The sequence below is a fragment of the Rhodococcus sp. 15-2388-1-1a genome, assembly GCF_002259145.1.
Classification (GTDB): Bacteria; Actinomycetota; Actinomycetes; order Mycobacteriales; family Mycobacteriaceae; genus Rhodococcoides.
The window spans coordinates 59,326-78,699 of sequence record NZ_NPFP01000030.1; the positions used below are offsets into that span (position 1 = coordinate 59,326).

A 19,374-nucleotide genomic window follows, 5' to 3' on the forward strand; every position below is an offset into this window, starting at 1 on the left:
GATCATGTACCCATGCACACGTCGTCGGATTTCTTCGTCCCCACCATCGACATCTCCCCGTACGTTCTGGGTGATCCCACCGCGACGGCCGATGGAACCGCCCGCCGCAGCGTCGCCGAGGACGTCGATTACGCCTGCAGCACAGTCGGTTTCATGCAGATTCTCGGACACGGCATTCCCGAGGACACCGTGGCCGGACTCGCGTCGGCGATGGATTCGTTCTTCGGACTCGACTCGGCGACGAAGCGGGCCTACATCTGCCCACCCGAACGCAATCGGGGCTACACCGCTCCGAAGAGCGAATCGCTCAGCCTGAGTCTGGGAGTCGAATCGGCGTCGGGCATGAACGATTACTTCGAGGCCTTCAACGTCGGCACCGGCGAACCGAACACCTGGCCCGACACTGCGGGGTTCCAGCGCGCCGTAGACGAGTATTTCGCGGAGGCAGCACGCGTGGCCCGGACGCTGACCACGGTATTCGCCGACGCACTCGGCGTGTCACCGAATACGTTCTCCGACATCACCGATCGATCGCTGGACACCCTGCGGATGAACAATTACGCGCTCGAACCCGGAATGCAGGTGCCGGACGCCGAACTCACCGGCATGAGTGAACACACCGACTACGGATTGGTGACGGTGCTGTGGGCCGATCGAGTACCCGGTCTTCAGGTTCTCGGGACCGATCGACGGTGGCACGACGTGCAACCGGCGGACGGAGCGATGTTGGTGAACCTGGGAGATCTGACGGCCAGACTGACCAACGATCGCTGGATGTCGACGCTGCATCGGGTGCGTCCGCCGATCACCGACGCGACGATCCAGCGCAGGCGTTCTGCCGCGTTCTTCCACGACGGCAACCTCGACGCGGTGATCGCGCCACTGCCGTCGTGCATCGAGTCAGGTGACGTGGCCCGATACGAACCGGTGACGGTAGCCGAGCACATTCACGCCAAACTCGCGGGTTCCCGAGGGGGAACTGCCAACTCCTCGGCAACCCGCGAAGCCGAGCGGGTACGCAATGCCGTTGCCGGACCTGCAGTTATTTGACGTCGAGCAGATCGATGACGAACACGAGGGTCTTGCCGGACAGGCGATGGCCTGCGCCTGCGGGGCCGTAGGCGAGCTCCGGCGGAATGGTGAGCTGACGGCGTCCGCCGACCTTCATTCCGGGAATGCCGTCCTGCCAACCCTGGATCAGCCCGCGCAACGGGAACTGAATGGATTCGCCGCGGTTCCAGGACGAGTCGAACTCCTCGCCCGAATCGAACTCGACTCCGACGTAGTGCACCTCGACGGTGCCGCCTGCAACTGCCTCTGCGCCGTCACCCTCGACGAGGTCGACCGTCACCAAGTCCAAGGGTGCCGGTCCGGCCTGAAATTCGATCACTGGCTTCGTCACTGAAGTCTCCTGCGGTTGATGCCGGCCCGCCGACGCCGGCTGTGAAGCTCTGGGCATATTCCGCTTCGACTTTACGTCGTGACGGTCAACCGATTGGAGCTGGCATCAAATTCGTCTTGTATTCGCAGGTCAACGTGTTGTCGTTTGCAGGGTCGGTCATCTCCACTTTCCAGGCGTCGGAGAACTGATTCACCCCGTGGTGCATCGAGATGGTGCCCGAGATCAATACCGTTCCACGCGAGAACAGTCCACGTTCGGTGAGTACGTCCAGCCAGTACTGCGGAGCGAGAAGATCACCGAGCGTTCCCGACTGGATGAGCACTCCGTCGGCCCACGCGGTCAGGGTGATCTCGTCCAGTCGGTCGGCCACCTCGCTCAACCGCCACGCACCGGTGCCGAGCACGTCGGGAGCCGCGTTCTTGCTCCACGCGACGCTGTGAACTTCCAGGTCACGGTCGGTGTGGTCGCAGGCAACCGTGAGCAGCACGTCGTCGATCGTGTCGCCCAGGATCACCAGAGCCCATTCCGCCTCGCCAGAGGTACGACCGTGTTGAACGGCGACGGCATCGGTCTGCTGGGCCAGATACGGCGAGATGGGATACAGCGCCGGGGTCACCGTCGGAGCCGGTACGCCCAGTTCGGCCAGCTCGGCGATGTGCGACGCCACCTCTTCCTGGTTGCGACCGGCATAGCCCGCATTGAGCAGCGCGGTCACTTCTACCGACTCGGTCGTGCCGTCGGGCAACGTGAATGTGAGCATCAGTAAGGACCCTCTCCTCGTAAATTTTCTGTTTCCGATACGCCGAAAGCCTTGCGCATACGTCTTGTATACAGCAAGTATGGAGCACGTACAACGGATAGAGTGATCCCAGGCACACGAAGGAGTCGTCATGACCGAACCAGTTTCGGTGGATAGAAAGGGCCTGGCCAAGGCCTTTGCCGCCAGCCTGACCGGAACGGCATTGGAGTGGTACGACTTCGCCGTCTACTCGGCCGCCGCAGCGCTGGTGTTCCCGCTGGTCTTCTTCCCGGACAGCGACCCACTGACCGGAACATTGCTGGCCTTCTCGACCTACGCCGTCGGGTACATCGCCCGTCCGGTCGGTGGATTCGTCTTCGGGCGACTCGGCGACGTCATCGGCCGAAAACAGCTACTCGTCATCACCCTGATGCTGATCGGCGTCACGACGTTCGCCATCGGATTGATCCCCGGCTACGACACCATCGGCATCGCCGCCCCGATCATTCTCGTCACCATGCGGTTCTGCCAGGGCGTGGCCGTCGGCGGCGAGTGGGGCGGAGCCGTTCTGCTCTCCAGTGAATACGGTGATCCCCGTAAGCGCGGCTTCTGGTCCTCCGCAGCGCAGATCGGACCACCGGCGGGCAACCTGCTCGCCAACGGCGCACTCGCAATCCTGACGCTGTCGTTGACCGACCAGCAGTTCGAGTCCTGGGGATGGCGTGTTGCATTCCTCTTCTCGGCCGTACTCGTCGGATTCGGTCTGTGGATCCGACTGAAGCTCGAGGACACCCCGGTGTTCAAAGCACTTCAGGAAAGCGGCGATCGCTCCGAAGCCCCGATCAGCGAAGTGTTCAAGACCGAACTGCGACCACTGGTGGCAGGCATCATGTCTCGTGTCGCACCCGACGTCATCTACGCACTGTTCACGGTCTTCTCCATCACCTACGGAACCCAGAAACTGGGCTTCGAGCGCAGCGAGGTGCTCACGGCCATTCTGATCGGATCGGCGTGCCAGCTCGGCCTGATCCCGCTGGCCGGAGCCGTCTCCGACCGCATCAACCGGCGTCTGGTGTACGGCGTCGCAGCCGTGGGCGGCGTTGCCTGGAGCGCGATCTTCTTCCTCGTCATCGGCGGCGGATCTCTGCCACTGCTGATCCTCGGAGTCGTTGTGGGCCTGGCGTTCCACTCGTTCATGTACGGGCCACAGGCAGCGTTCGTCACCGAGCAGTTCAGCGTGCGACTGCGCTCCACCGGCAGCTCGTTGGCGTACACGATCGCCGGTGTGTTCGGCGGAGCGATGGCACCGCTGATCTTCGTGTACCTGCTCGACAAGACCGACAGTTGGGTACCGATTGCCGGATACATCGTGATCGTCGGCGCGGTGACGCTCGTCGGCCTGGCACTGGGACGCAACCCGGACCCCACCGAGGACGAGCACTACGTGCTACTGAATCAGGAACACGAAAAGGCTACGCGCGCAGCAGAGTCTGAAGTGTGACCTCGAGGTGAGCGTCGATCTTCTCGTGCACCAGGCCCTCGTCGCCGACACTCAGTGCGTCGATGATGGCCTGGTGCTCGGCGCACACCCGATGCTGACGGTTGGCTGCGGTGAACAGGGCACTCAGACCCACCCGCAGCTGCCGAGCGCGCAGCCCGGCGTACGTGCGGGAGAGAAGATCGCTCCCCGCCGAATCGATCAAACTCTGATGGAACGTGCCGTCCCAGTCGATGAACTCCTTCGGCGCATCCGCACTGTCGGAGTTCATCAGCAATTCCTGCTGCTCGAGCGCATGCTGCATCGCCGCGATCGGAGCGTCCCCGGCGCGCAGAGCACGGGTGGCCGCGTGCCGTTCGAGGACGCCGCGCAGATCCATCAGTTCGGCGATCTGCCGTCCGGACATCGCAGGCACGTGCGCGCCGCGCTTGGGGACCATCTCGACCAGGCCCTCGGACTGCAACATCAGCAGGGCCTCACGCACCGGCGTGCGCGACACTCCGATTCGAGTCGCGAGTTCTTGTTCGTTCAGAAATGTGCCGGTGGCGGCCGGTGACGACAGCACCTGATCGCGTACGAACAGATACGCCTTCTCCCTCCCCGACAGCGGCTGCATACGATATGTATACCTGTCTTCACCCGACGAAACCAGGAGTCACACCGTGAGCTCGACCATTCGCATCAGCCTCGCCCAGATCACCAGTGGCGAACACCCCATCGAGAACCTCGAACTCGTCGACACCCACGCCCGCGCAGCCGCGCACGCCGGCTCGGACCTCGTGGTGTTTCCGGAGGCGACGATGCGCTGCTTCGGCGGACCCATCCGCAAGTTCGCACAGCCTCTCGACGGCGAATGGGCCGACGCGGTGCGCTCCATCGCGTCGGACGCAGGCATCACCGTCGTCGCCGGGATGTTCGCCCCCGCCGAGGACGACCGAGTGACCAACACTCTGCTCGTCACCGGCCCTGGCATCGATGCGAGCTACGACAAGATTCACCTGTTCGACGCCTTCGGATTCGCCGAGTCCGACACCGTCGCACCGGGTTCGGACCCGCTGGTGGTCGATATCGCCGGAGTTCGGGTTGGCTTCGCCACCTGCTACGACATCCGATTCCCCTCGCTGTTCCAGAAACTCGGCGACCTCGGCGCGGAACTCGTCGTCGTTCCGGCGTCGTGGGGATCGGGTGAGGGCAAAGTGGATCAGTGGACCTTGCTCGCCCGCGCACGCGCGTTGGATTCGACGACCTTCATCGCAGCCTGCGACCAAGCCGAACCCGCTGCCGCCGAAGGCAATGCCCCATTGGGCGTGGGACACAGCATCGTCTGCTCCCCCACCGGCGAGATCCTCGGTCAACTGGATGCCACTCCCGGAATGCTGACCATCGACATCCACACCGAACTGATCGACGCCGTGCGCAAAACTCTGCCGGTGTTGAAGAACCGCAAGCACTTCGACGCCTGACGGTGCCGCGAACTCGAAGTCATGGACGGAATTCGGCCGAATCGCGTCCATGATTTCGTATTCGGCGAGTGGTCTCGTCAGCCAGGTACGACCCTGCGGTCGCCCAGTTCCCGACCGAGAACGATGACGTAGGTGCCGAGCCGCTCGTCGACGTCACCGTCACAGATCGCGTTCGGATCTGGCACGACCGTCGTTCTGACCCACACCGAAACGACGTCGTCGTCCTCCTCGTATGCCACCTCGAACGGCGTGCAAGAAGTCTGTAGGTGCAGTCCCAGTGTTCGTGGGCCGTTCAGCTGGTCGTAGCTCGAAAAGGTGGACGGTTCCGAGTTCGATATGTTGCAATCCGCGGTCAGCACCCGCTCGAATCCGGTTCTCTCGCTCTCGCCGACGGCTCGACCCCACGTGCCTGTCGCATCTCCGCGATCCTTGGCCGCTGCGCATGATGCCGACGGCCGCGTCTCGTTCGACGTCTCGTCGCCGCTGTCCGCGCAACTCGCCGCAAACAGAGCGACTGCAATGGACAAGGCCACGGCCCTGGGTGCCGGGGCGCACCGGAAACACCCTCGATCAGCCATGGCGGAATGATAGCGAACACCGAGATCGCAGTTATGACTATGAAAGTTGCTTCATTGCCTGTGCGACTGCGAACTCGAGGCGTCCATGCAGCGCAAACCTGCTGATCAAGCTCGCTCGGCTGCGTTGAAACGCCGAACCACAAGCGGTAGAAGCATGCTCGCGATCGCAGTGACCAGCCAGACCACCAGGCTCGCCAGAATCCAGGTTCGCCATCCACTGACCGACAGTCCGCCGAGCAGTGCAGCCGCGGCCAGTCCGACGAATGTTGCGATCAGTCCGGTACCACCGAGAAAAGCAGGTGCCTTACCTGCGGCAAGCTTCGCGACGAACGGCGACAGGACACTCTGCACCACGGCGAATACGACCACTGCGGTGATGAAGCCGGATGCGCGAAGGTTCATGTCGGGCAACAGAATCGACGCAACGAGCAATCCGATCGCCGACGAGCCGAGGAATACCGCGGTCCTGACTGCGAGCGCAACGATCATGCCCTCGGCCTGGAAAGCAACAGCGCCTTCTGAGCATCGAATTCGGCGTCGGTGAGAACCCCGCTGCGATGCAGCTCACCGAGCTTGGTCAACTGCTCGATCATGACGTCCACCGACAAGGCCGTGGCATCCGCGACAGGCGGCGCTACGACCGGCTGGACAGGCGCAACGACAGCCGGCTGAACGGAGTGCTGAGCAGCAGCGGCCTGGTCTTCAGCAGCCCAACGCGACTGTTGCCGACGCTGAACGCGGCCGTGCACCGAGCTGGCAACGGCCACTCTCGCGGTCCTTCTGAGCAAACTCATGCCGGCTCCTGATCGTTCGTGCGCGCATTCGCGCTCTCGTGGGTATCCGTCTCGTCGAGGGCAGCAGCGATATCGTCGACAGTGAGGTGGCCCTCGGTGATCAACCTGCCGCCACCTTCGGTCCAGGCTTCGATCACCGGGATCATCACCCGCTCCTCGTACACGAGCACCGCAGCGACACTCCCTGCAGCGAGATCCGCACTCACCGACGCGATGTCGTCGGAGTCGATGAGTCCGGACGCGGACCCCTCGAAGTCGGCGAGGCCCTCGATGTCGCGCGTGGGCACAACTCGGACCTCACCGTGTTCCGACTTGGCAACGAACTCGAGGTCGAGAATCCGAACCGTCCCGGAATCGACCATCCCGAGAAGCCCATCGAAACTTCCTTTCGGCGGCACACCACCGGGAAATTCGACGGCGAGATATTCGATCGGTCCGAACAGAATGTCATTGGACACGAAAGTTCCTTTCTTCGAGGGGTGTAGATGCCTGCAACCGCGGTGGGCCGATCGTGAATTCGGCCGGGGTGAACGACGCGGCGTAGCGACGCGCACCGACATCAGTACCTGGCGACGAGACCCGCAAAGCCGCGCAGCAGGTCTGGCATCTGTCGGCGGACGGAACGGTCGACATTCTCATTGGAAAGCCGAGTGGTCATGGTGTGCTCCAACAACGAACAACGAGTGGTTGGTGTCTCCGCAGACGCCGGGCAGCGAAGTCGAGCGATACCTCAGTACCAGTGAGCTCTGCCGCCGACCTTGTGGCCGGTCAGGCCCCAGATCATGAATATCAGCCCCACCCCGAGCAGAGCCAGACCGATCACCCACATCGAGGAGATCTTCACCAGCAACCCGATGACTACGAGTAGAACGCCGAGTGCTATCATGGCTGGACTCCTTGGGGGTGACGTCGGTGTCTCGGATTCAAGCCGATAGTGCTTTGGCTTTGAGTGTTCGGTATTCGCCCTCGTCGATCACACCGGCTTCGAGCAAACTCTTGGCCTCCGAGATCTGCTGCGCAGGAGACGATCCTGCTGCGGATCGGATGTACGCCCGGCTCTCGGACTCGAATTCGGCCGCAGACTCGGCAACACGTCGATTCATTCCGGGACCGCGCACGATCAGGTAGACCAATGCGGTGATGAATGGAACGAAGAAAAAGAACAGAACCCACACGGCTTTGACCCAACCGGACGTATACCGGTCACGAATCAGGTCTCCGATCACTGTGAACAGGAATATCAGATACGCTATGAAAACGAACGATACGATGACCAACCAAAGAAAATCCCAGAACGAGGACATGATTTTCGTTTCTTCCTTTTCGACAGGTGGAGAGTCGCGAATTCACCACTCACACAGCAATACTGACTGAATCGAACAATGGCGCGCGTCCCTCCGCTTTCCAACTTCCGAGCGAACATTAACAAGCACCGGGCCACACACCGGCCAAGTTGGCACGAATCGTCCGTTCCGGCACAGACTGTCGCATCGAACTGCCACAAATCGGTCAATCAGCCCACATCATTGCCATTATTTCTGGGAGAGCTCATACTCTCGACCAAGCTTCGTCAGTGATATCTCCCCGCCTGCTACCGACCAGATCACGGTGGTCCGCGAAGACGCTCGAAGGGATCGAAACGGTGACGATCGAAACGACGCCGAGTGCGCTGCGCTACGTCATGTTCCGCTACGCCGATCGCCGAACCGAGCTCGCCGGTGCACGTCGCCTCGATATCCTCACCGCCCGAGGCCGGGTCCGCGTCGTACAGCTCGAACTGACGGACGGCAACGGGTCGGTGCTCTACGAGGACCACTCGATGGATCCAGTGCTCAATGGCTGGCGAGCAATCGGTGCGCGGGTACTCGCGCACCACCTGGCGAACGATTCTCCGATACCCGCGCAATCCGGAACGGTCACCGTAGGCGTCCACGCAGGACGCTACGGCAATACCTTGTCGTCGAGCAGCCCGGTGCAGCACTGGCCATGAACACCTCGAACCTACCGAACTCCACCCCATACACCGACCGCGAGGAGTCACCGATGACCCGAACCCACCTCACCCCACCCCCACACGGCACCCTGCGACTATGGCTCTGTGCCGCCGCAGGAGGGTTCGTGCTCGCTGGATGTTCGCCCGATGCCGCGTCCACCGCCGACCCGAGCGTGCCGTCGACGACAGCACCCAGTGCCGACGACGCTACGGCCGCAACGACATTCGATGTATTCGAGACCGCCGACATCACCGGATACGATCTGATGCCCGGCACCACCGTCTCGATTTCCATCTCCCCCGACACCGATGCCGTCGCACTGAACGCAGGATGCAACACTCTCGTGGGAAGTCTCGATCGAACGGCGGGAACGCTGAGCACTACGGACGACGGTTCCGTGGCGTCGACGATGATGGCCTGCGACCAGGGGCTCGGCATGCAGGACGAATGGCTCCGCGGTTTCGTCGCATCCAACCCGACATGGGCACTCGACGGCGATACGGTCACCCTGACCTCGCCCACCGCGACTATCGCTGCGCGTCGAGTATCGGGCTGAATGCTGCATGCCGGAACTCACGCACCGACATACCGTGTCGACTTGTCACAGCACGCCGCAGTTCCGTCGTCGAGCCGAACCCCGAAGCCCCGGCGATATCGAGATTCGTGCGTGCCCGGTGGAGCGGATCGCGGAGCAACTTCTCCGCCAAGTCACATCTGCGCCAACGAATTTCGGCAGCAACAGTGGTCCCGCTGCCCTCGAATGCGCGGTGCAGCGACCTCAACGATACTGAAAGGCGTTCTGCTACAACAGCAACGGTGAGCGAGTGATCACGGAACTCCTGCGCGATGATAGTTCGAGCCTGAGCCGAGAGGGAATTGTGGAACTCGCTGCCCGAGGCCCGAACTCCACGCGCCTCCAGATACAAACCCATCGTCAGCTCGATGATCGCCGCCTCGACGTACGGTATCGACGCCTCTTCTCGCGATGCCTTGCCGACCGCGAGCAATGGAGTGACGACGTGCGCAAATGCTCGCGCCGCGAGGGTGGGTTTGTCCGGGCCGAGTGTGAGACGGTCCGGATCCACCGACAGCCCCCGCTCCCGTGCCGTCTCGGCAGGAATCATCACGCTCATGACGTCGATCGCGACGTCGAATCGATTGACTCGGTGCCCCCAGCCGACGTCGAAGAATGCCTGACCGACTCCGAGAAGCGCCCGGCTGGATCTACTTTCGATCGACGTCCTTCCCGATAGCATCACCGCCACGCTGACCATGTCCTGAAAGCGTTCGATCATCGGTGTCTGGACAGCGGGTGACATGTGGGAACGGATGAGTGTCAGTGCCGACAGGTCACAACGGTGAATGCGTACGAAGAACGCATCAGGATCTGGGACGCTACATTTCACGTGCCTACCGAAGCTTGCTATGCCCGGCCGTCCGACGTGCTCGATCAACAACGACATTGCGTCACACTCCCGACGAGCTTCCGCAGCGAACTACTACACGCAGAATTCTACTCGCGAGTGTGAACGCATGGGTCCATCGGTACAGCATCCGTTCATACCTTCCGGTCTCGAAAGTCGACGTGTGATCGTGTGACGAATCCTGCGTCGAGCAGGTTTCTGTCTTCACCAGAACCACCGCGGGAACGCGGTTTCGGGTCACCTCCGTCGTGAAAACGTGGTGTGATGTCGCTTGTCGAACTGGAGAAGTGGCGGGGCACTTCCATCGTTTCAGAAGGAGACGACGATGGTGCAGGTCAACCGACGGGATGCGTTACGACTCGGGTCGATCGCGGCGATGCTGGGCGGGTTGACGTCAGCGACGGCGTGCTCGAGCAACGACGCCGCGAGCGGCGCCACCGGTACCGATGGATCATCTTCCCCGAAACGCGTACTCGTGCTCGGTGCAGGCATGTCGGGTCTGACTGCCGCACTTGCATTGCACCGGCGCGGTCACGAGGTGACGGTTCTCGAGGCTCAGGACCGAATCGGTGGTCGCCTCATCTCCGTCGAATACGAGAACGGCCAGTTCACCGAGGGCGGTGGAGGGCATTTCCGGCTGAACATGCCGTTGGTCACCGGCTACGTGAGCACTCTGCAGCTCCCGATCGTCGCGATGAACGACGGCGCTCCCGAATACCTGATAGATGGCCTGCGCGGCAACAACACTCAGCTCGGTCGTCGGCCCTGGGATCTACTCGAGTCCGAACGCACCGTCGAACTGAGTTCCATGCTCACGAGCTACTTCGTGCCGCTCGGCGCAGACTTCACCACCGTCATCGACCCGGAGTGGCCCGATGCGGCTGCCGCCGACAAGTTCGACGGATTCACCGTTCGTGAATTGCTCGCCGACGCCGGTGCATCGGACGATTTCGCCAAACTCGTCGCAGCCCAGGCCGGCGGTTTCACACTGGAAGTCAGCGTTCTCGGTTTGCTTCCCGACTTCGCATACCATTTCGGCGACCGCAACTTGTACCGCGTGCAGGGTGGAAACGAGCGGATACCGCGCGCCCTCGCCGAAAGGCTCCCCCAGGACCGCATCCACATGGGCTCTCGAGTGGTGGTCATCGACCAGAGCGGTTCGGACGTCGAGGTGACCACAGCGGACGGTCGCGAATGGACTGGGGACGAAGTCATTTCGACGATCCCCTTCACCGTCCTGAAGGACGTCGACATCCGCCCGGCGTTACCCGATCGAGCACGGCAGGTGGTCGACGGCATGGTGTGGAGCGACATCGTCAAGGTGTATCTGCAGACCTCGAAACCGACGTGGCTGGATTCCGGTGTGCGGGGTTGGCCCGTGGCGGCTTCCGACCGGCCATGGGAAAGACTCATCGACATCACCGGCAACGAGCCGGGCGGGCGCGGGAACGCGTTCTTCTACCTTTCCGGTGCCAACGCAACTGCCTATCTCGCCCAGCCGAAAGAAACCCGGGCACGAGATCTCGTGAACACCTTCAACGCCGACATGTCCGGAATGATCGAGGACGTCGTGGAAATCGGCGAGTTCTCCTGGCCCGATCAACCCTGGATCAAGGCCGCCTTCGGCGATACACCTCTGGACGGCGGCTGGATGTTGGACGAGATGAAGAAGCCCGTGGACCGGCTGCACTGGGCCGGCGACTTCACCACGTTCAAGTCGGGCTGGGTCGAGGGTGCGATCGAGGCGGGCCTTCGCGCAGCACTCCACATCGACCCCATGGCACCGGCCGAACACGAGGTCGTCTGAACGAGAACACGAGCCCCCATCCGCGATGACGCACACACTCCTTCTCTCGAACAAGGACTTTCGACGATGAAAAGAACACCACTTCCGGCGTGCCTCGATGGATCCACGCCGAAGCACGCAGTCTTCGGCGAGCAGTCATGACCGGAAGCGCGCTACCCGATACAGGCCACAACGCCTGGAGACGAGGCCGATCGACGTGGGCGATGCTGGACGCGGAACCGTTGATCTACGGCACCGTGATCATCATGACCGTGATGGTGGTCGGAGCGGACGATACGGACGTCGATTTCGGTGACGCAACAGGAATGGTCCTCGGGCCGATGGTCGCGACTGCCGTCGCGCACCTCTTCTCGTCGTGGTTGGGGTACGTGAACAGCCACCACCACATGCCCGACGGTGCAGACAGGCGTCATTTGCTCTGGCACTCAGCACATTTCCTGCTGCTGACAGTGGTGCCGCTCATCATCATCGGGCTCGGACGTGTGAGCGGTCTGTGGTCCGCCTACGGCGCACTCGACACCATTTCCGATCTCGCATTCTTGTTCCTGCTCGTCCTGGGAGCCGCCAGCGGCTGGCACTCGAGCAAGAGGAAATGGCATGGGGCAATTCTCGGAGGCCTGGTTGCCATCGTCGTCGGTTTGATCGTCACAGTTCTCAAGGTCGTACTCGAGCATTGACAACCGAAAAAGAGGAGTCGACCGTGGTTCTCCGCTCCGCCACCCCGTCCCGCCGACGCTGGGCCACAGTGGCTTTCGCCGTCGCAATCATGCTGTCGGCGTGTTCTTCACCTCAGGAAGGGTTCACCGAGATGGACCCCGGTTCGGGCACGCTCGTGGCCTCGTCCGGCTTCGACGTCCGGCGGGACGGCTTCTCCTTCCCCAACTGGGGACCGCCGACAGCGGAGCATGGCCAAGGGCTCACACCGGCCTCGATGCAATCGCTGTTCGGGGATGCCGTGTGCACTCCAGGAACCGAGAGCGCCCGATGCGTTCTCTCGCCGATGGGACGGGTCACCTCGGAGGTGTTCGAGAACGGAATGAACGGTGGTCATTGCTTCGGAATGGCCGCGGTCGCAGGGTTGGCCTACCGCAACGCGATCGACACCTCGTCTTTCGTCGCCCCCGGAGCAACACTGTTCGATGCACGTCCCTCCCCCGCGACCGATGCCGTGATCGCGCGATACTTCAACACCCAGGAGGTCGAACCGACAGCCGACTCCGAGATGTCCGAACCTGTGGACGAGGTGATCGATCGACTCACGTCCGCGTGGGCCGAAGGGCAGGACTATCTACTCGCCTTCTACACCGAGGACGGAACGTCCGGCCATGCCGTGACACCGATCGCGATACGCGATCTGGGCGACAGCAAACGCGGAATTGTCATCTACGACAACAACTATCCCGGCGTCGAGAAGATGATCGTCACCGATACGGCCGCCGATACGTGGTACTACACCACCTCGGCGGACCCCGCCGACGACAGCTACCTGTTCTCCGGGACCGCGGACAATCGGTTGAAGTTGTTTCCGCTGGCCGAGATGACCGGCGTTCATCAGTGCCCCTCCTGCTCCGAAGTCGGTGCGCAGGACCAGGACTACTTGGTGTTGGTCACCGACAACACCAACGATCCGGTCGATCTGACCGATGTCGAATGGAGCTTGTCGGTGTCCGACAGTGACCGGGTCCGACGGTCAGCGTTCATCAACAACGACAACACAGCGTTGCTGGAGGCCTCGATCGACACACCGATGCGGCTCACGCTCTCCGACGTCGCGGACAACGATCGCGACGCGTCGATCGACATCTCCATCCTGTCCGACGGTTGGGTGGTTCGATCGACCTCTCTTCGCCTGCCGGCGGGCGCGTCGATCGTCGCCGAGATCAGCCCCACCGAGCGATCGATGACGCTCACGACCGACACCCCCACCACGAGTGACTACACCGTCGCCACCGAGGATGCTCGGGGATCGCGGTCTGCATTCGTCAGCACCATCGACCTACCCGTCGGCGGCAACCTGGTGGTCGGCCCGACGGATACGGATACGTTGCGCCTCAGCGACGGTGCAGGACAGGTGCTGCGCGAGGTAGCAATGACCTGACCGCGAACTCGAAGTTGTGGACGGAATTCGACCGAAAAGCGTCCATAACTTCGAGTTCGCGGTTACGCCGAACAGAGTGGGCATATTGCCTGCGTAACTGCGAACTCGGGGCACCCACGACAACGCCGCCGACTCCCGATGGGAGCCGGCGGCGTTGTTGTACAGCGGGAGCTAGCGGGAGCTGACGTCCTGGTAGTCGCGCTCGGTGTAGCCGGTGTAGATCTGGCGCGGACGGCCGATCTTGCCGGTCGTGTCCTCGTTCTGCTCGCGCCAGTGCGCGATCCAGCCCGGGAGACGGCCCATCGCGAACAACACCGTGAACATGCGCGGCGGGAAGCCCATCGCGCGGTAGATCAGGCCGGTGTAGAAATCGACGTTGGGGTAGAGCTTGCGCTCGACGAAGTAATCGTCGGTGAGAGCGGTTTCTTCGAGCTTGAGCGCGATCTCGAGGAGTTCGTCGCCGTTGCCGAGCTTGCCGAGGATCGTGTGCGCGGTCTCCTTGACCAGCGTCGCGCGCGGGTCGAAGTTCTTGTACACACGGTGTCCGAAGCCCATGAGCTTGACGCCGTCTTCCTTGTTCTTGACGCGACGCAGGAACTCGGAGGCGTCGCCGCCCTCGGCCTTGATCTTGTCCAGCATCTCGAGCACCGCCTGGTTGGCACCGCCGTGCAGCGGGCCCCACAGCGCGTTGATGCCGCCGGAGATCGAGGTGAACAGGTTGGCCTGCGAGGATCCGACGAGGCGAACCGTCGACGTCGAGCAGTTCTGCTCGTGGTCGGCATGCAGGATGAGCAGCATGTCGAGTGCCTTGACGATCTCGGGATCGACCTCGTACGGCTCGGCCGGGAAACCGAACGTCAGGCGCAGGAAGTTCTCGACCAGGCTCTTGGAGTTGTCCGGGTACAGGAACGGCTGGCCGACGGACTTCTTGTAGGCGTACGCCGCGATGGTGGGCAGCTTGGCCAGCAAGCGGATGGTCGAGAGTTCGACCTGCTCCGGATCGTTGGGGTCCAGCGAATCCTGGTAGTACGCCGACAGCGCGTTGACGGCGCTCGACAGCACCGGCATGGGGTGCGCGTTGCGCGGGAAGCCGTCGAAGAACCGCTTGAGGTCCTCGTGCAGCAGAGTGTGTCGACGGATCTTGTCGGTGAACTTCTCGAGCTGATCCTCGGACGGCAGCTCACCGTAGATCAGCAGGTAGCTGACCTCGATGAACGACGACTTGCCCGCGAGCTGTTCGATCGGGTAACCGCGGTAGCGCAGGATGCCTGCGTCGCCGTCGATGTAGGTGATGGCCGACTTGGTCGACGCGGTGTTGACGAACCCGCCGTCCAACGTCGTGTAGCCGGTGGTGGCCAGCAACTTTCCCAGCTCGATGCCGTTGTTGCCCTCGGAGGCCTCGGCAATCGACATGGAGTACTCGCCACCGGGATAGGTGAGGGTGGCTTTGGCATCATTCTCAGCGGGCACGAATGGTCCCTCTCGAACTCGTGTAACGGACACGTACTTGAAGCGGACAGTTCTAACGTCGATAGTGAAACTAGTCTCTCGACGCCTCGGACGCCCAGGGAGGGTCGGCACCGGGTCGAGAAACCGTGATTGCCGCTGCTTTTGCGGCGAACTCGAGCGCTTCTTGCCAATCTTGCTTGCTCATCTCTTTCACCGCGTTCGATGTGACAATGCTCTCCTTCTGCAAAAAGCTGAGCAGAGCGCCGTGCACGGTGTCACCAGCGCCGATCGTATCGACGACGTCGACCGCGACACCCGGTACCGAGATCTCCTCGGCCACGGCAACTCCGGTGCTCGACGTCTCCCCTGGCGCCGTGAACACCGAGATTCCGTCGCCGCCGCGCGTCATGACCACCGCGGTGACCCCGGCCGCGAGCCAGTCGTCGACCGTTGTGCCCTGGGTTCCGAGCCCCAACCAATGCGAGTCGTCCTCGGACACCTTGAGGATGTCGATGCTGGGCAACCACGAACGAAAGCGGTCGCGAAACCCGTCGGCGGTGATGTCTCCGCTGGTGCTGTCGATGGCAGCGGGCCGAATGTTCGGGTCGAGCATCGTGAGCTTGCCTGCCGCCCGGGCCCGGTGCAGCAGGCCGGCGTACATCGAGGCACCGGGCTCGTAGAGCAGTGACAGTGTGCCGAACGAGAGCACGCTGATCTCGTCGGGCAGATCGCCGGGATCGGCAACGAGGCGGTCGGCCGTGCCGTCGGCGTAGAACGAATACTCGGCGCTGCCGTCCTCGGCGAGCGTGGTCATCGCCAACGTCGTCGGCTCGTCGCCGCGCTGCACCCACGTGGTGTCCACTCCCGCGTCGCGCAGACTCGCCAGGATCTGCTCGCCGAACGGGTCGCGGGAAATCCGCGAGAGATACGCCACGGGCGAGCCCAGTCGACCTATCGCGACGGCGACATTGAACGGGCCGCCACCGAGCTTGGGCGAGAGCAGCGGCCCCTCGTGCACCGGAACCAGATCGACCAACGCCTCGCCGCACACCAGAATGGTCACTTCTCGTACCTCATTCCCCAGGTGCCGGACCAGGATTGCCCCGGATCCAGCACGATCAGATCGATTTCGGAGTTCAACGCATCGGGCGGGCACGTCATCGGCTCGATCGCCAACGCCCGTCCTCGATCGGGATAGGCCTGATCGTTGGCGGGATCGGCAGTGAACACCTGGACCCAACCGAAGCTGCTGTCGGTCCACAGCACGGTCGCGGTGCCGTCGGGGCCACGAAGAACATGGTTCGCTCGGCCGTCGGCCTCGGGCAGCGACGCGCTGAACGGAGTGTCCAGCTGCACGCCCTGCAGAGTTCGCGGCTGCCGGAAGTCGTACTCGGTATCGGCCGTCGGGACCGAATTGCCCACGGGGAGATTGCGAACCGGGTCGAGCGGCAGCCGCGTCCCGGCCGAGAGCTCGAGCGTGCACTCGTCGAGCGGCACGTCTCCCACCCTGACGAACGTGTGAAAACCCATCCCGTACGGCGCGGGCGAATCACCGGTGTTCTTCGCCGACGCGGTGACGGTGAGCCCGTCGGCCGACAGCTCGTGCACCACGGTCACCGTCACCGAGAACGGCCAACCCTCATGCGTTCCGATGTCCACACTCTGCTCGACGCGACTGTCGGTGTGCTCCACGAGAGTCCACGCCACACGTCGGACGAATCCATGACTGGCGTTGCCCCGCGAAGGCTCGGTGATCTCCAACCGATGCTCGACGCCTTCGAACGTGAACGTGCCGTCGGCCGTTCGATTGGGCCACGGGGCCAACACCAGTCCCGCCGACAACGGCGGCTTCGAACCCGTCTCCCACGTCTCGGTCAGCGGGGCGCCGTCGTACTCGAGCACCCGAAGGCCTGCTCCGACGGCAGCGATGTCTGCCCGATACTTGCCACTCGTCAACGAATACGTCTGCGCGTCAGCCATGGGTGCCATTCTTTACCACCGCACCCACGCGATACCGGATGAATGCAGGAAGAGCCAGCGCGGCGATCGAGACCCCGATGACGACCAGCACTCCACCGCCTGCCGCTGCGGCCGCGGTACCGACGGACGCGGCCGCTGCGCCGTGCAGCACGTCGCCGACGCGCGGACCACCGGCGACCACGACGATGAAGACACCCTGCAGGCGACCACGCATCTCGTCGGTGGCGACCTGCTGCAACATCGTGCTGCGGAAGGCTGCAGAGATCATGTCGGCTCCGCCGCCGAGGGCGAGGAACGCCAGTGCGAACCACAGGGCGACGGTGGTGGCCCCGTCGGTCGCCGCGCCTACGGCCAGACCGAAGCCGATCATCGCCGCGCCCCACACGACGATGCAGATCAGCACCGCCAGACCCTGCCGTCGTACTCGGGGCAGCCAGCCGGAGAACACGCCACCGACCACCGCGCCCGCGGACATCGCGGCGAACAGCATGCCCAACACCGGACCGCCCGACGCCGGATCGCCGAAGCTTTCGTGCGCGATCTGCGGGAAGAGCGCACGGGGCATACCGAACACCATCGCGATGATGTCGACGACGAACGAGGCCAGCAACACCTTCTGCGTCGCGAGGTAGGCGAAACCGTCGAACACCGAACGCAACCCGGCTCGCTGACCCGACTTCGCCGGCGGAATTCCCGGTAGCCGAATCACGGCCCACAGTGTGGCGAACAGCGCGATTGTGTCGATCAGATAGAGGGTCTCGAGCCCGATGTAGTAGATGAGGATGCCGGCGCTGAGCGGGCCGGCGATAGCGCCGAAGTTCATCACCGTCATGTTCAGCGAGTTCGCGGCCGGCAGCTGCTCGGCAGGCAGGATTCGCGGGAGAATCGCGCTGCGCGTCGGCTGATTCACCGCGAAGAATGCCTGCTGAACGGCCAACAGCACCAGGATGATCCACACGTTGTTCAGGTCGAGGAACGCCTGCAGCCAGAACAGCGCCGACGTTCCGATCAGACCGCAGGTGGTGATCATCAACAGGGTGCGGCGATCCATCACATCGGCCAGCGCCCCGCCCCACAGACCGAACACGATGAGCGGCACCAGCGCGAACACGCCGGTCAGGCCTACATAGGCCGAGCTCAGCGTGATCTGGAAAACCTGTTGCGGCACAGCGACGATGGACAGCTGCGCCCCGATGACGGTGACGATGTTCGCCAACCACAACCGCTTGTAGGCCGGGGTCTTCAGCGGAGTGGTATCGGCGAGAATGCCGCGCAATCCGCTCACGGCTGCAGACGCTCGATCACACCGCTTGCCACCGTCAGACGAATTCGGTTGTGCATGCGGCTCGTTCGGCCCTGCCAGAATTCGACGGTCTCCGGTCGGACACGGAAACCGCCCCAGTTCGGCGGAACCGGCACCTCGATTCCGTCGAACGTCGCGGTCACCTCGGCCAGTCGCGCCGCCAGATCCTGCCGCGAGCCGACGGGACGCGACTGCTCGGACGCCCATGCTCCCAACTGGGAGCCGCGGGGCCGCGTGCGCCAATACGCCTCGGTGGTCTCGGCGTCGACCTTCACCACCGGGCCGCGAACAGTGAGCTGGCGGGCAATTCCGATCCACGGGAACGTGATCGACGCATACGGTGTCGCGGTGAGCGCACGGCCCTTGTCCGAGTCGTAGTTGGTGTAGAACACCACCCCGTCTGCGTCGAAGTCCTTGCACAACACGGTGCGGGTGGCGGGTCTACCGGCCTCGTCGACCGTCCCCAACACGATGGCGTTGGGCTCGGGCAGATTCGCGGCCATCGCGTCGGACAACCACTGCTCCGCCAGCGCACACCACCCGCCCGCCAGAGCATCGACGTCGAGGTCCTCGGGCTCTCCGTAGTCCACCCGCATGTTCGCCAGGCGCTGTTCATCTGCAGACACAAGCCCAGACGCTACTCCCGCGTAGATCCCGGCTATGGTTCTGACGAAGTACGCCCGGATGCGGCGCTGAGCCGGGTGCAGTTGCGACGAGGGAGTCCACAGGCCATGGCTGTTCAACGAGTTCCCGAGGATTTCGTCTCCGGTCTCGAAGGTGTCGTCGCGTTCACCTCCGACATCGCCGAACCCGACAAGGACGGTGGCGCACTGCGCTACCGCGAC

The 19,374-nt window shown here is 63.2% G+C and carries 23 protein-coding genes; 8 read left to right on the plus strand and 15 right to left on the minus strand.

Translation table 11 applies throughout. The features are described from left to right. The first annotated feature begins 12 nt into the window (after window positions 1–12). Entirely contained in the window at window positions 13–1,050 is a 1,038-nt protein-coding gene (locus CH302_RS17350; protein WP_037191754.1) for an isopenicillin N synthase family dioxygenase, read from the plus strand. On the opposite strand, the gene CH302_RS17355 is transcribed toward CH302_RS17350, so the two are convergent. After that, window positions 1,043–1,402 carry an FKBP-type peptidyl-prolyl cis-trans isomerase gene (locus CH302_RS17355; protein WP_032377394.1) on the minus strand — a complete coding sequence of 120 codons (360 nt, stop codon included), beginning with the start codon at window positions 1,400–1,402 and terminating at the stop codon, window positions 1,043–1,045. The two genes, CH302_RS17350 and CH302_RS17355, sit on opposite strands and share 8 nt — an antisense overlap. A gap of 85 nt (window positions 1,403–1,487) precedes the next feature. Then, complete coding sequence (locus tag CH302_RS17360) at window positions 1,488–2,162, minus strand: DUF2848 domain-containing protein (protein WP_037191752.1); 675 nt, start codon at window positions 2,160–2,162, stop codon at window positions 1,488–1,490. 130 nt (window positions 2,163–2,292) lie between these two features. Between CH302_RS17360 and CH302_RS17365 the strand changes: the two genes are divergently transcribed. Then, on the plus strand, window positions 2,293–3,642 hold the full coding sequence (locus CH302_RS17365) for an MFS transporter (protein WP_037191749.1): 1,350 nt from the start codon (window positions 2,293–2,295) through the stop codon (window positions 3,640–3,642). Here CH302_RS17365 and CH302_RS17370 read toward each other — a convergent pair. Beyond that, window positions 3,614–4,255, minus strand: coding sequence for a GntR family transcriptional regulator (locus CH302_RS17370; protein ID WP_037191747.1), 642 nt, complete (start codon window positions 4,253–4,255; stop codon window positions 3,614–3,616). The two genes, CH302_RS17365 and CH302_RS17370, sit on opposite strands and share 29 nt — an antisense overlap. A 46-nt stretch (window positions 4,256–4,301) precedes the next feature. On the opposite strand from CH302_RS17370, the gene CH302_RS17375 reads away from it, so the two are divergent. Next, window positions 4,302–5,102, plus strand: coding sequence for a carbon-nitrogen hydrolase family protein (locus tag CH302_RS17375; protein ID WP_037191745.1), 801 nt, complete (start codon window positions 4,302–4,304; stop codon window positions 5,100–5,102). Window positions 5,103–5,179: 77 nt separating this feature from the next. On the opposite strand, the gene CH302_RS17380 is transcribed toward CH302_RS17375, so the two are convergent. The 6 genes from CH302_RS17380 to CH302_RS17400 all read right to left on the minus strand — a co-directional run bounded on the left by CH302_RS17380 (window position 5,180) and on the right by CH302_RS17400 (window position 7,778). After that, complete coding sequence (locus CH302_RS17380; RefSeq protein WP_141216679.1) at window positions 5,180–5,680, minus strand: hypothetical protein; 501 nt, start codon at window positions 5,678–5,680, stop codon at window positions 5,180–5,182. Between the two features lie 105 nt (window positions 5,681–5,785). Beyond that, window positions 5,786–6,166, minus strand: a complete 381-nt coding sequence (locus CH302_RS17385; protein WP_037192149.1) for a phage holin family protein — start codon at window positions 6,164–6,166, stop codon at window positions 5,786–5,788. After that, window positions 6,166–6,474: an SHOCT domain-containing protein gene (locus CH302_RS17390; protein WP_037191740.1), complete on the minus strand. Its 309-nt coding sequence runs from the start codon at window positions 6,472–6,474 to the stop codon at window positions 6,166–6,168. The genes CH302_RS17385 and CH302_RS17390 overlap by 1 nt, the downstream gene beginning before the upstream one ends. Next, window positions 6,471–6,932 (minus strand): DUF6325 family protein, encoded by a 462-nt coding sequence (locus CH302_RS17395; RefSeq protein WP_037191738.1) that lies wholly within the window; start codon window positions 6,930–6,932, stop codon window positions 6,471–6,473. Before CH302_RS17395 ends, CH302_RS17390 begins: the two co-directional genes overlap by 4 nt. Window positions 6,933–7,204: 272 nt before the next feature. Beyond that, window positions 7,205–7,360: a DUF6131 family protein gene (locus CH302_RS30155; protein WP_176460724.1), complete on the minus strand. Its 156-nt coding sequence runs from the start codon at window positions 7,358–7,360 to the stop codon at window positions 7,205–7,207. Between the two features lie 37 nt (window positions 7,361–7,397). Continuing rightward, on the minus strand, window positions 7,398–7,778 hold the full coding sequence (locus CH302_RS17400) for an SHOCT domain-containing protein (RefSeq protein ID WP_037191736.1): 381 nt from the start codon (window positions 7,776–7,778) through the stop codon (window positions 7,398–7,400). 338 nt (window positions 7,779–8,116) lie between these two features. Between CH302_RS17400 and CH302_RS17405 the strand changes: the two genes are divergently transcribed. Together CH302_RS17405 and CH302_RS17410 are read left to right on the plus strand one after the other, a co-directional pair. Next, window positions 8,117–8,464: a hypothetical protein gene (locus CH302_RS17405; RefSeq protein WP_037191735.1), complete on the plus strand. Its 348-nt coding sequence runs from the start codon at window positions 8,117–8,119 to the stop codon at window positions 8,462–8,464. A gap of 53 nt (window positions 8,465–8,517) precedes the next feature. After that, window positions 8,518–9,024: an META domain-containing protein gene (locus CH302_RS17410; protein WP_176460725.1), complete on the plus strand. Its 507-nt coding sequence runs from the start codon at window positions 8,518–8,520 to the stop codon at window positions 9,022–9,024. Here CH302_RS17410 and CH302_RS17415 read toward each other — a convergent pair. After that, window positions 8,996–9,931, minus strand: a complete 936-nt coding sequence (locus tag CH302_RS17415) for an AraC family transcriptional regulator (RefSeq protein ID WP_082323706.1) — start codon at window positions 9,929–9,931, stop codon at window positions 8,996–8,998. The two genes, CH302_RS17410 and CH302_RS17415, sit on opposite strands and share 29 nt — an antisense overlap. A gap of 286 nt (window positions 9,932–10,217) precedes the next feature. Here CH302_RS17415 and CH302_RS17420 point away from each other — a divergent pair, with 286 nt between their 5' ends. From CH302_RS17420 to CH302_RS17430, 3 genes are all read left to right on the plus strand, one after another. Continuing rightward, entirely contained in the window at window positions 10,218–11,699 is a 1,482-nt protein-coding gene (locus CH302_RS17420) for a flavin monoamine oxidase family protein (protein WP_037191733.1), read from the plus strand. A gap of 137 nt (window positions 11,700–11,836) precedes the next feature. Further along, window positions 11,837–12,376 carry a hypothetical protein gene (locus CH302_RS17425; protein WP_141216680.1) on the plus strand — a complete coding sequence of 180 codons (540 nt, stop codon included), beginning with the start codon at window positions 11,837–11,839 and terminating at the stop codon, window positions 12,374–12,376. 23 nt (window positions 12,377–12,399) lie between these two features. After that, on the plus strand, window positions 12,400–13,797 hold the full coding sequence (locus CH302_RS17430) for a hypothetical protein (RefSeq protein WP_052047751.1): 1,398 nt from the start codon (window positions 12,400–12,402) through the stop codon (window positions 13,795–13,797). Between the two features lie 171 nt (window positions 13,798–13,968). Here CH302_RS17430 and CH302_RS17435 read toward each other — a convergent pair whose 3' ends face one another. From CH302_RS17435 to pdxH, 5 genes are all read right to left on the minus strand, one after another. Beyond that, window positions 13,969–15,267, minus strand: coding sequence for a citrate synthase (locus CH302_RS17435; RefSeq protein ID WP_037191728.1), 1,299 nt, complete (start codon window positions 15,265–15,267; stop codon window positions 13,969–13,971). Between the two features lie 70 nt (window positions 15,268–15,337). Then, window positions 15,338–16,309, minus strand: a complete 972-nt coding sequence (locus CH302_RS17440) for a carbohydrate kinase family protein (RefSeq protein ID WP_037191725.1) — start codon at window positions 16,307–16,309, stop codon at window positions 15,338–15,340. After that, complete coding sequence (locus CH302_RS17445; protein ID WP_037191723.1) at window positions 16,306–17,235, minus strand: aldose 1-epimerase family protein; 930 nt, start codon at window positions 17,233–17,235, stop codon at window positions 16,306–16,308. The genes CH302_RS17440 and CH302_RS17445 overlap by 4 nt, the downstream gene beginning before the upstream one ends. Further along, on the minus strand, window positions 17,219–18,511 hold the full coding sequence (locus CH302_RS17450) for an MFS transporter (RefSeq protein ID WP_082323705.1): 1,293 nt from the start codon (window positions 18,509–18,511) through the stop codon (window positions 17,219–17,221). The genes CH302_RS17445 and CH302_RS17450 overlap by 17 nt, the downstream gene beginning before the upstream one ends. Beyond that, window positions 18,508–19,125, minus strand: coding sequence for a pyridoxamine 5'-phosphate oxidase (pdxH, locus tag CH302_RS17455; RefSeq protein WP_037192139.1), 618 nt, complete (start codon window positions 19,123–19,125; stop codon window positions 18,508–18,510). The genes CH302_RS17450 and pdxH overlap by 4 nt, the downstream gene beginning before the upstream one ends. Window positions 19,126–19,374: the final 249 nt, after the last annotated feature.

Coding starts and splice junctions, on each gene's coding strand:
- pdxH (WP_037192139.1), bottom strand. CDS start 19,125: ATGCGGGTGGACTACGGAGAGCCCGAGGACCTCGACGTCGATGCTCTG.
- CH302_RS17365 (WP_037191749.1), top strand. CDS start 2,293: ATGACCGAACCAGTTTCGGTGGATAGAAAGGGCCTGGCCAAGGCCTTT.
- CH302_RS17425 (WP_141216680.1), top strand. CDS start 11,837: ATGACCGGAAGCGCGCTACCCGATACAGGCCACAACGCCTGGAGACGA.
- CH302_RS17370 (WP_037191747.1), bottom strand. CDS start 4,255: ATGCAGCCGCTGTCGGGGAGGGAGAAGGCGTATCTGTTCGTACGCGAT.
- CH302_RS17410 (WP_176460725.1), top strand. CDS start 8,518: ATGACCCGAACCCACCTCACCCCACCCCCACACGGCACCCTGCGACTA.
- CH302_RS17390 (WP_037191740.1), bottom strand. CDS start 6,474: ATGAGTTTGCTCAGAAGGACCGCGAGAGTGGCCGTTGCCAGCTCGGTG.
- CH302_RS17445 (WP_037191723.1), bottom strand. CDS start 17,235: ATGGCACCCATGGCTGACGCGCAGACGTATTCGTTGACGAGTGGCAAG.
- CH302_RS17400 (WP_037191736.1), bottom strand. CDS start 7,778: ATGTCCTCGTTCTGGGATTTTCTTTGGTTGGTCATCGTATCGTTCGTT.
- CH302_RS17350 (WP_037191754.1), top strand. CDS start 13: ATGCACACGTCGTCGGATTTCTTCGTCCCCACCATCGACATCTCCCCG.
- CH302_RS17420 (WP_037191733.1), top strand. CDS start 10,218: ATGGTGCAGGTCAACCGACGGGATGCGTTACGACTCGGGTCGATCGCG.
- CH302_RS17415 (WP_082323706.1), bottom strand. CDS start 9,931: ATGTCGTTGTTGATCGAGCACGTCGGACGGCCGGGCATAGCAAGCTTC.
- CH302_RS30155 (WP_176460724.1), bottom strand. CDS start 7,360: ATGATAGCACTCGGCGTTCTACTCGTAGTCATCGGGTTGCTGGTGAAG.
- CH302_RS17380 (WP_141216679.1), bottom strand. CDS start 5,680: ATGGCTGATCGAGGGTGTTTCCGGTGCGCCCCGGCACCCAGGGCCGTG.
- CH302_RS17360 (WP_037191752.1), bottom strand. CDS start 2,162: ATGCTCACATTCACGTTGCCCGACGGCACGACCGAGTCGGTAGAAGTG.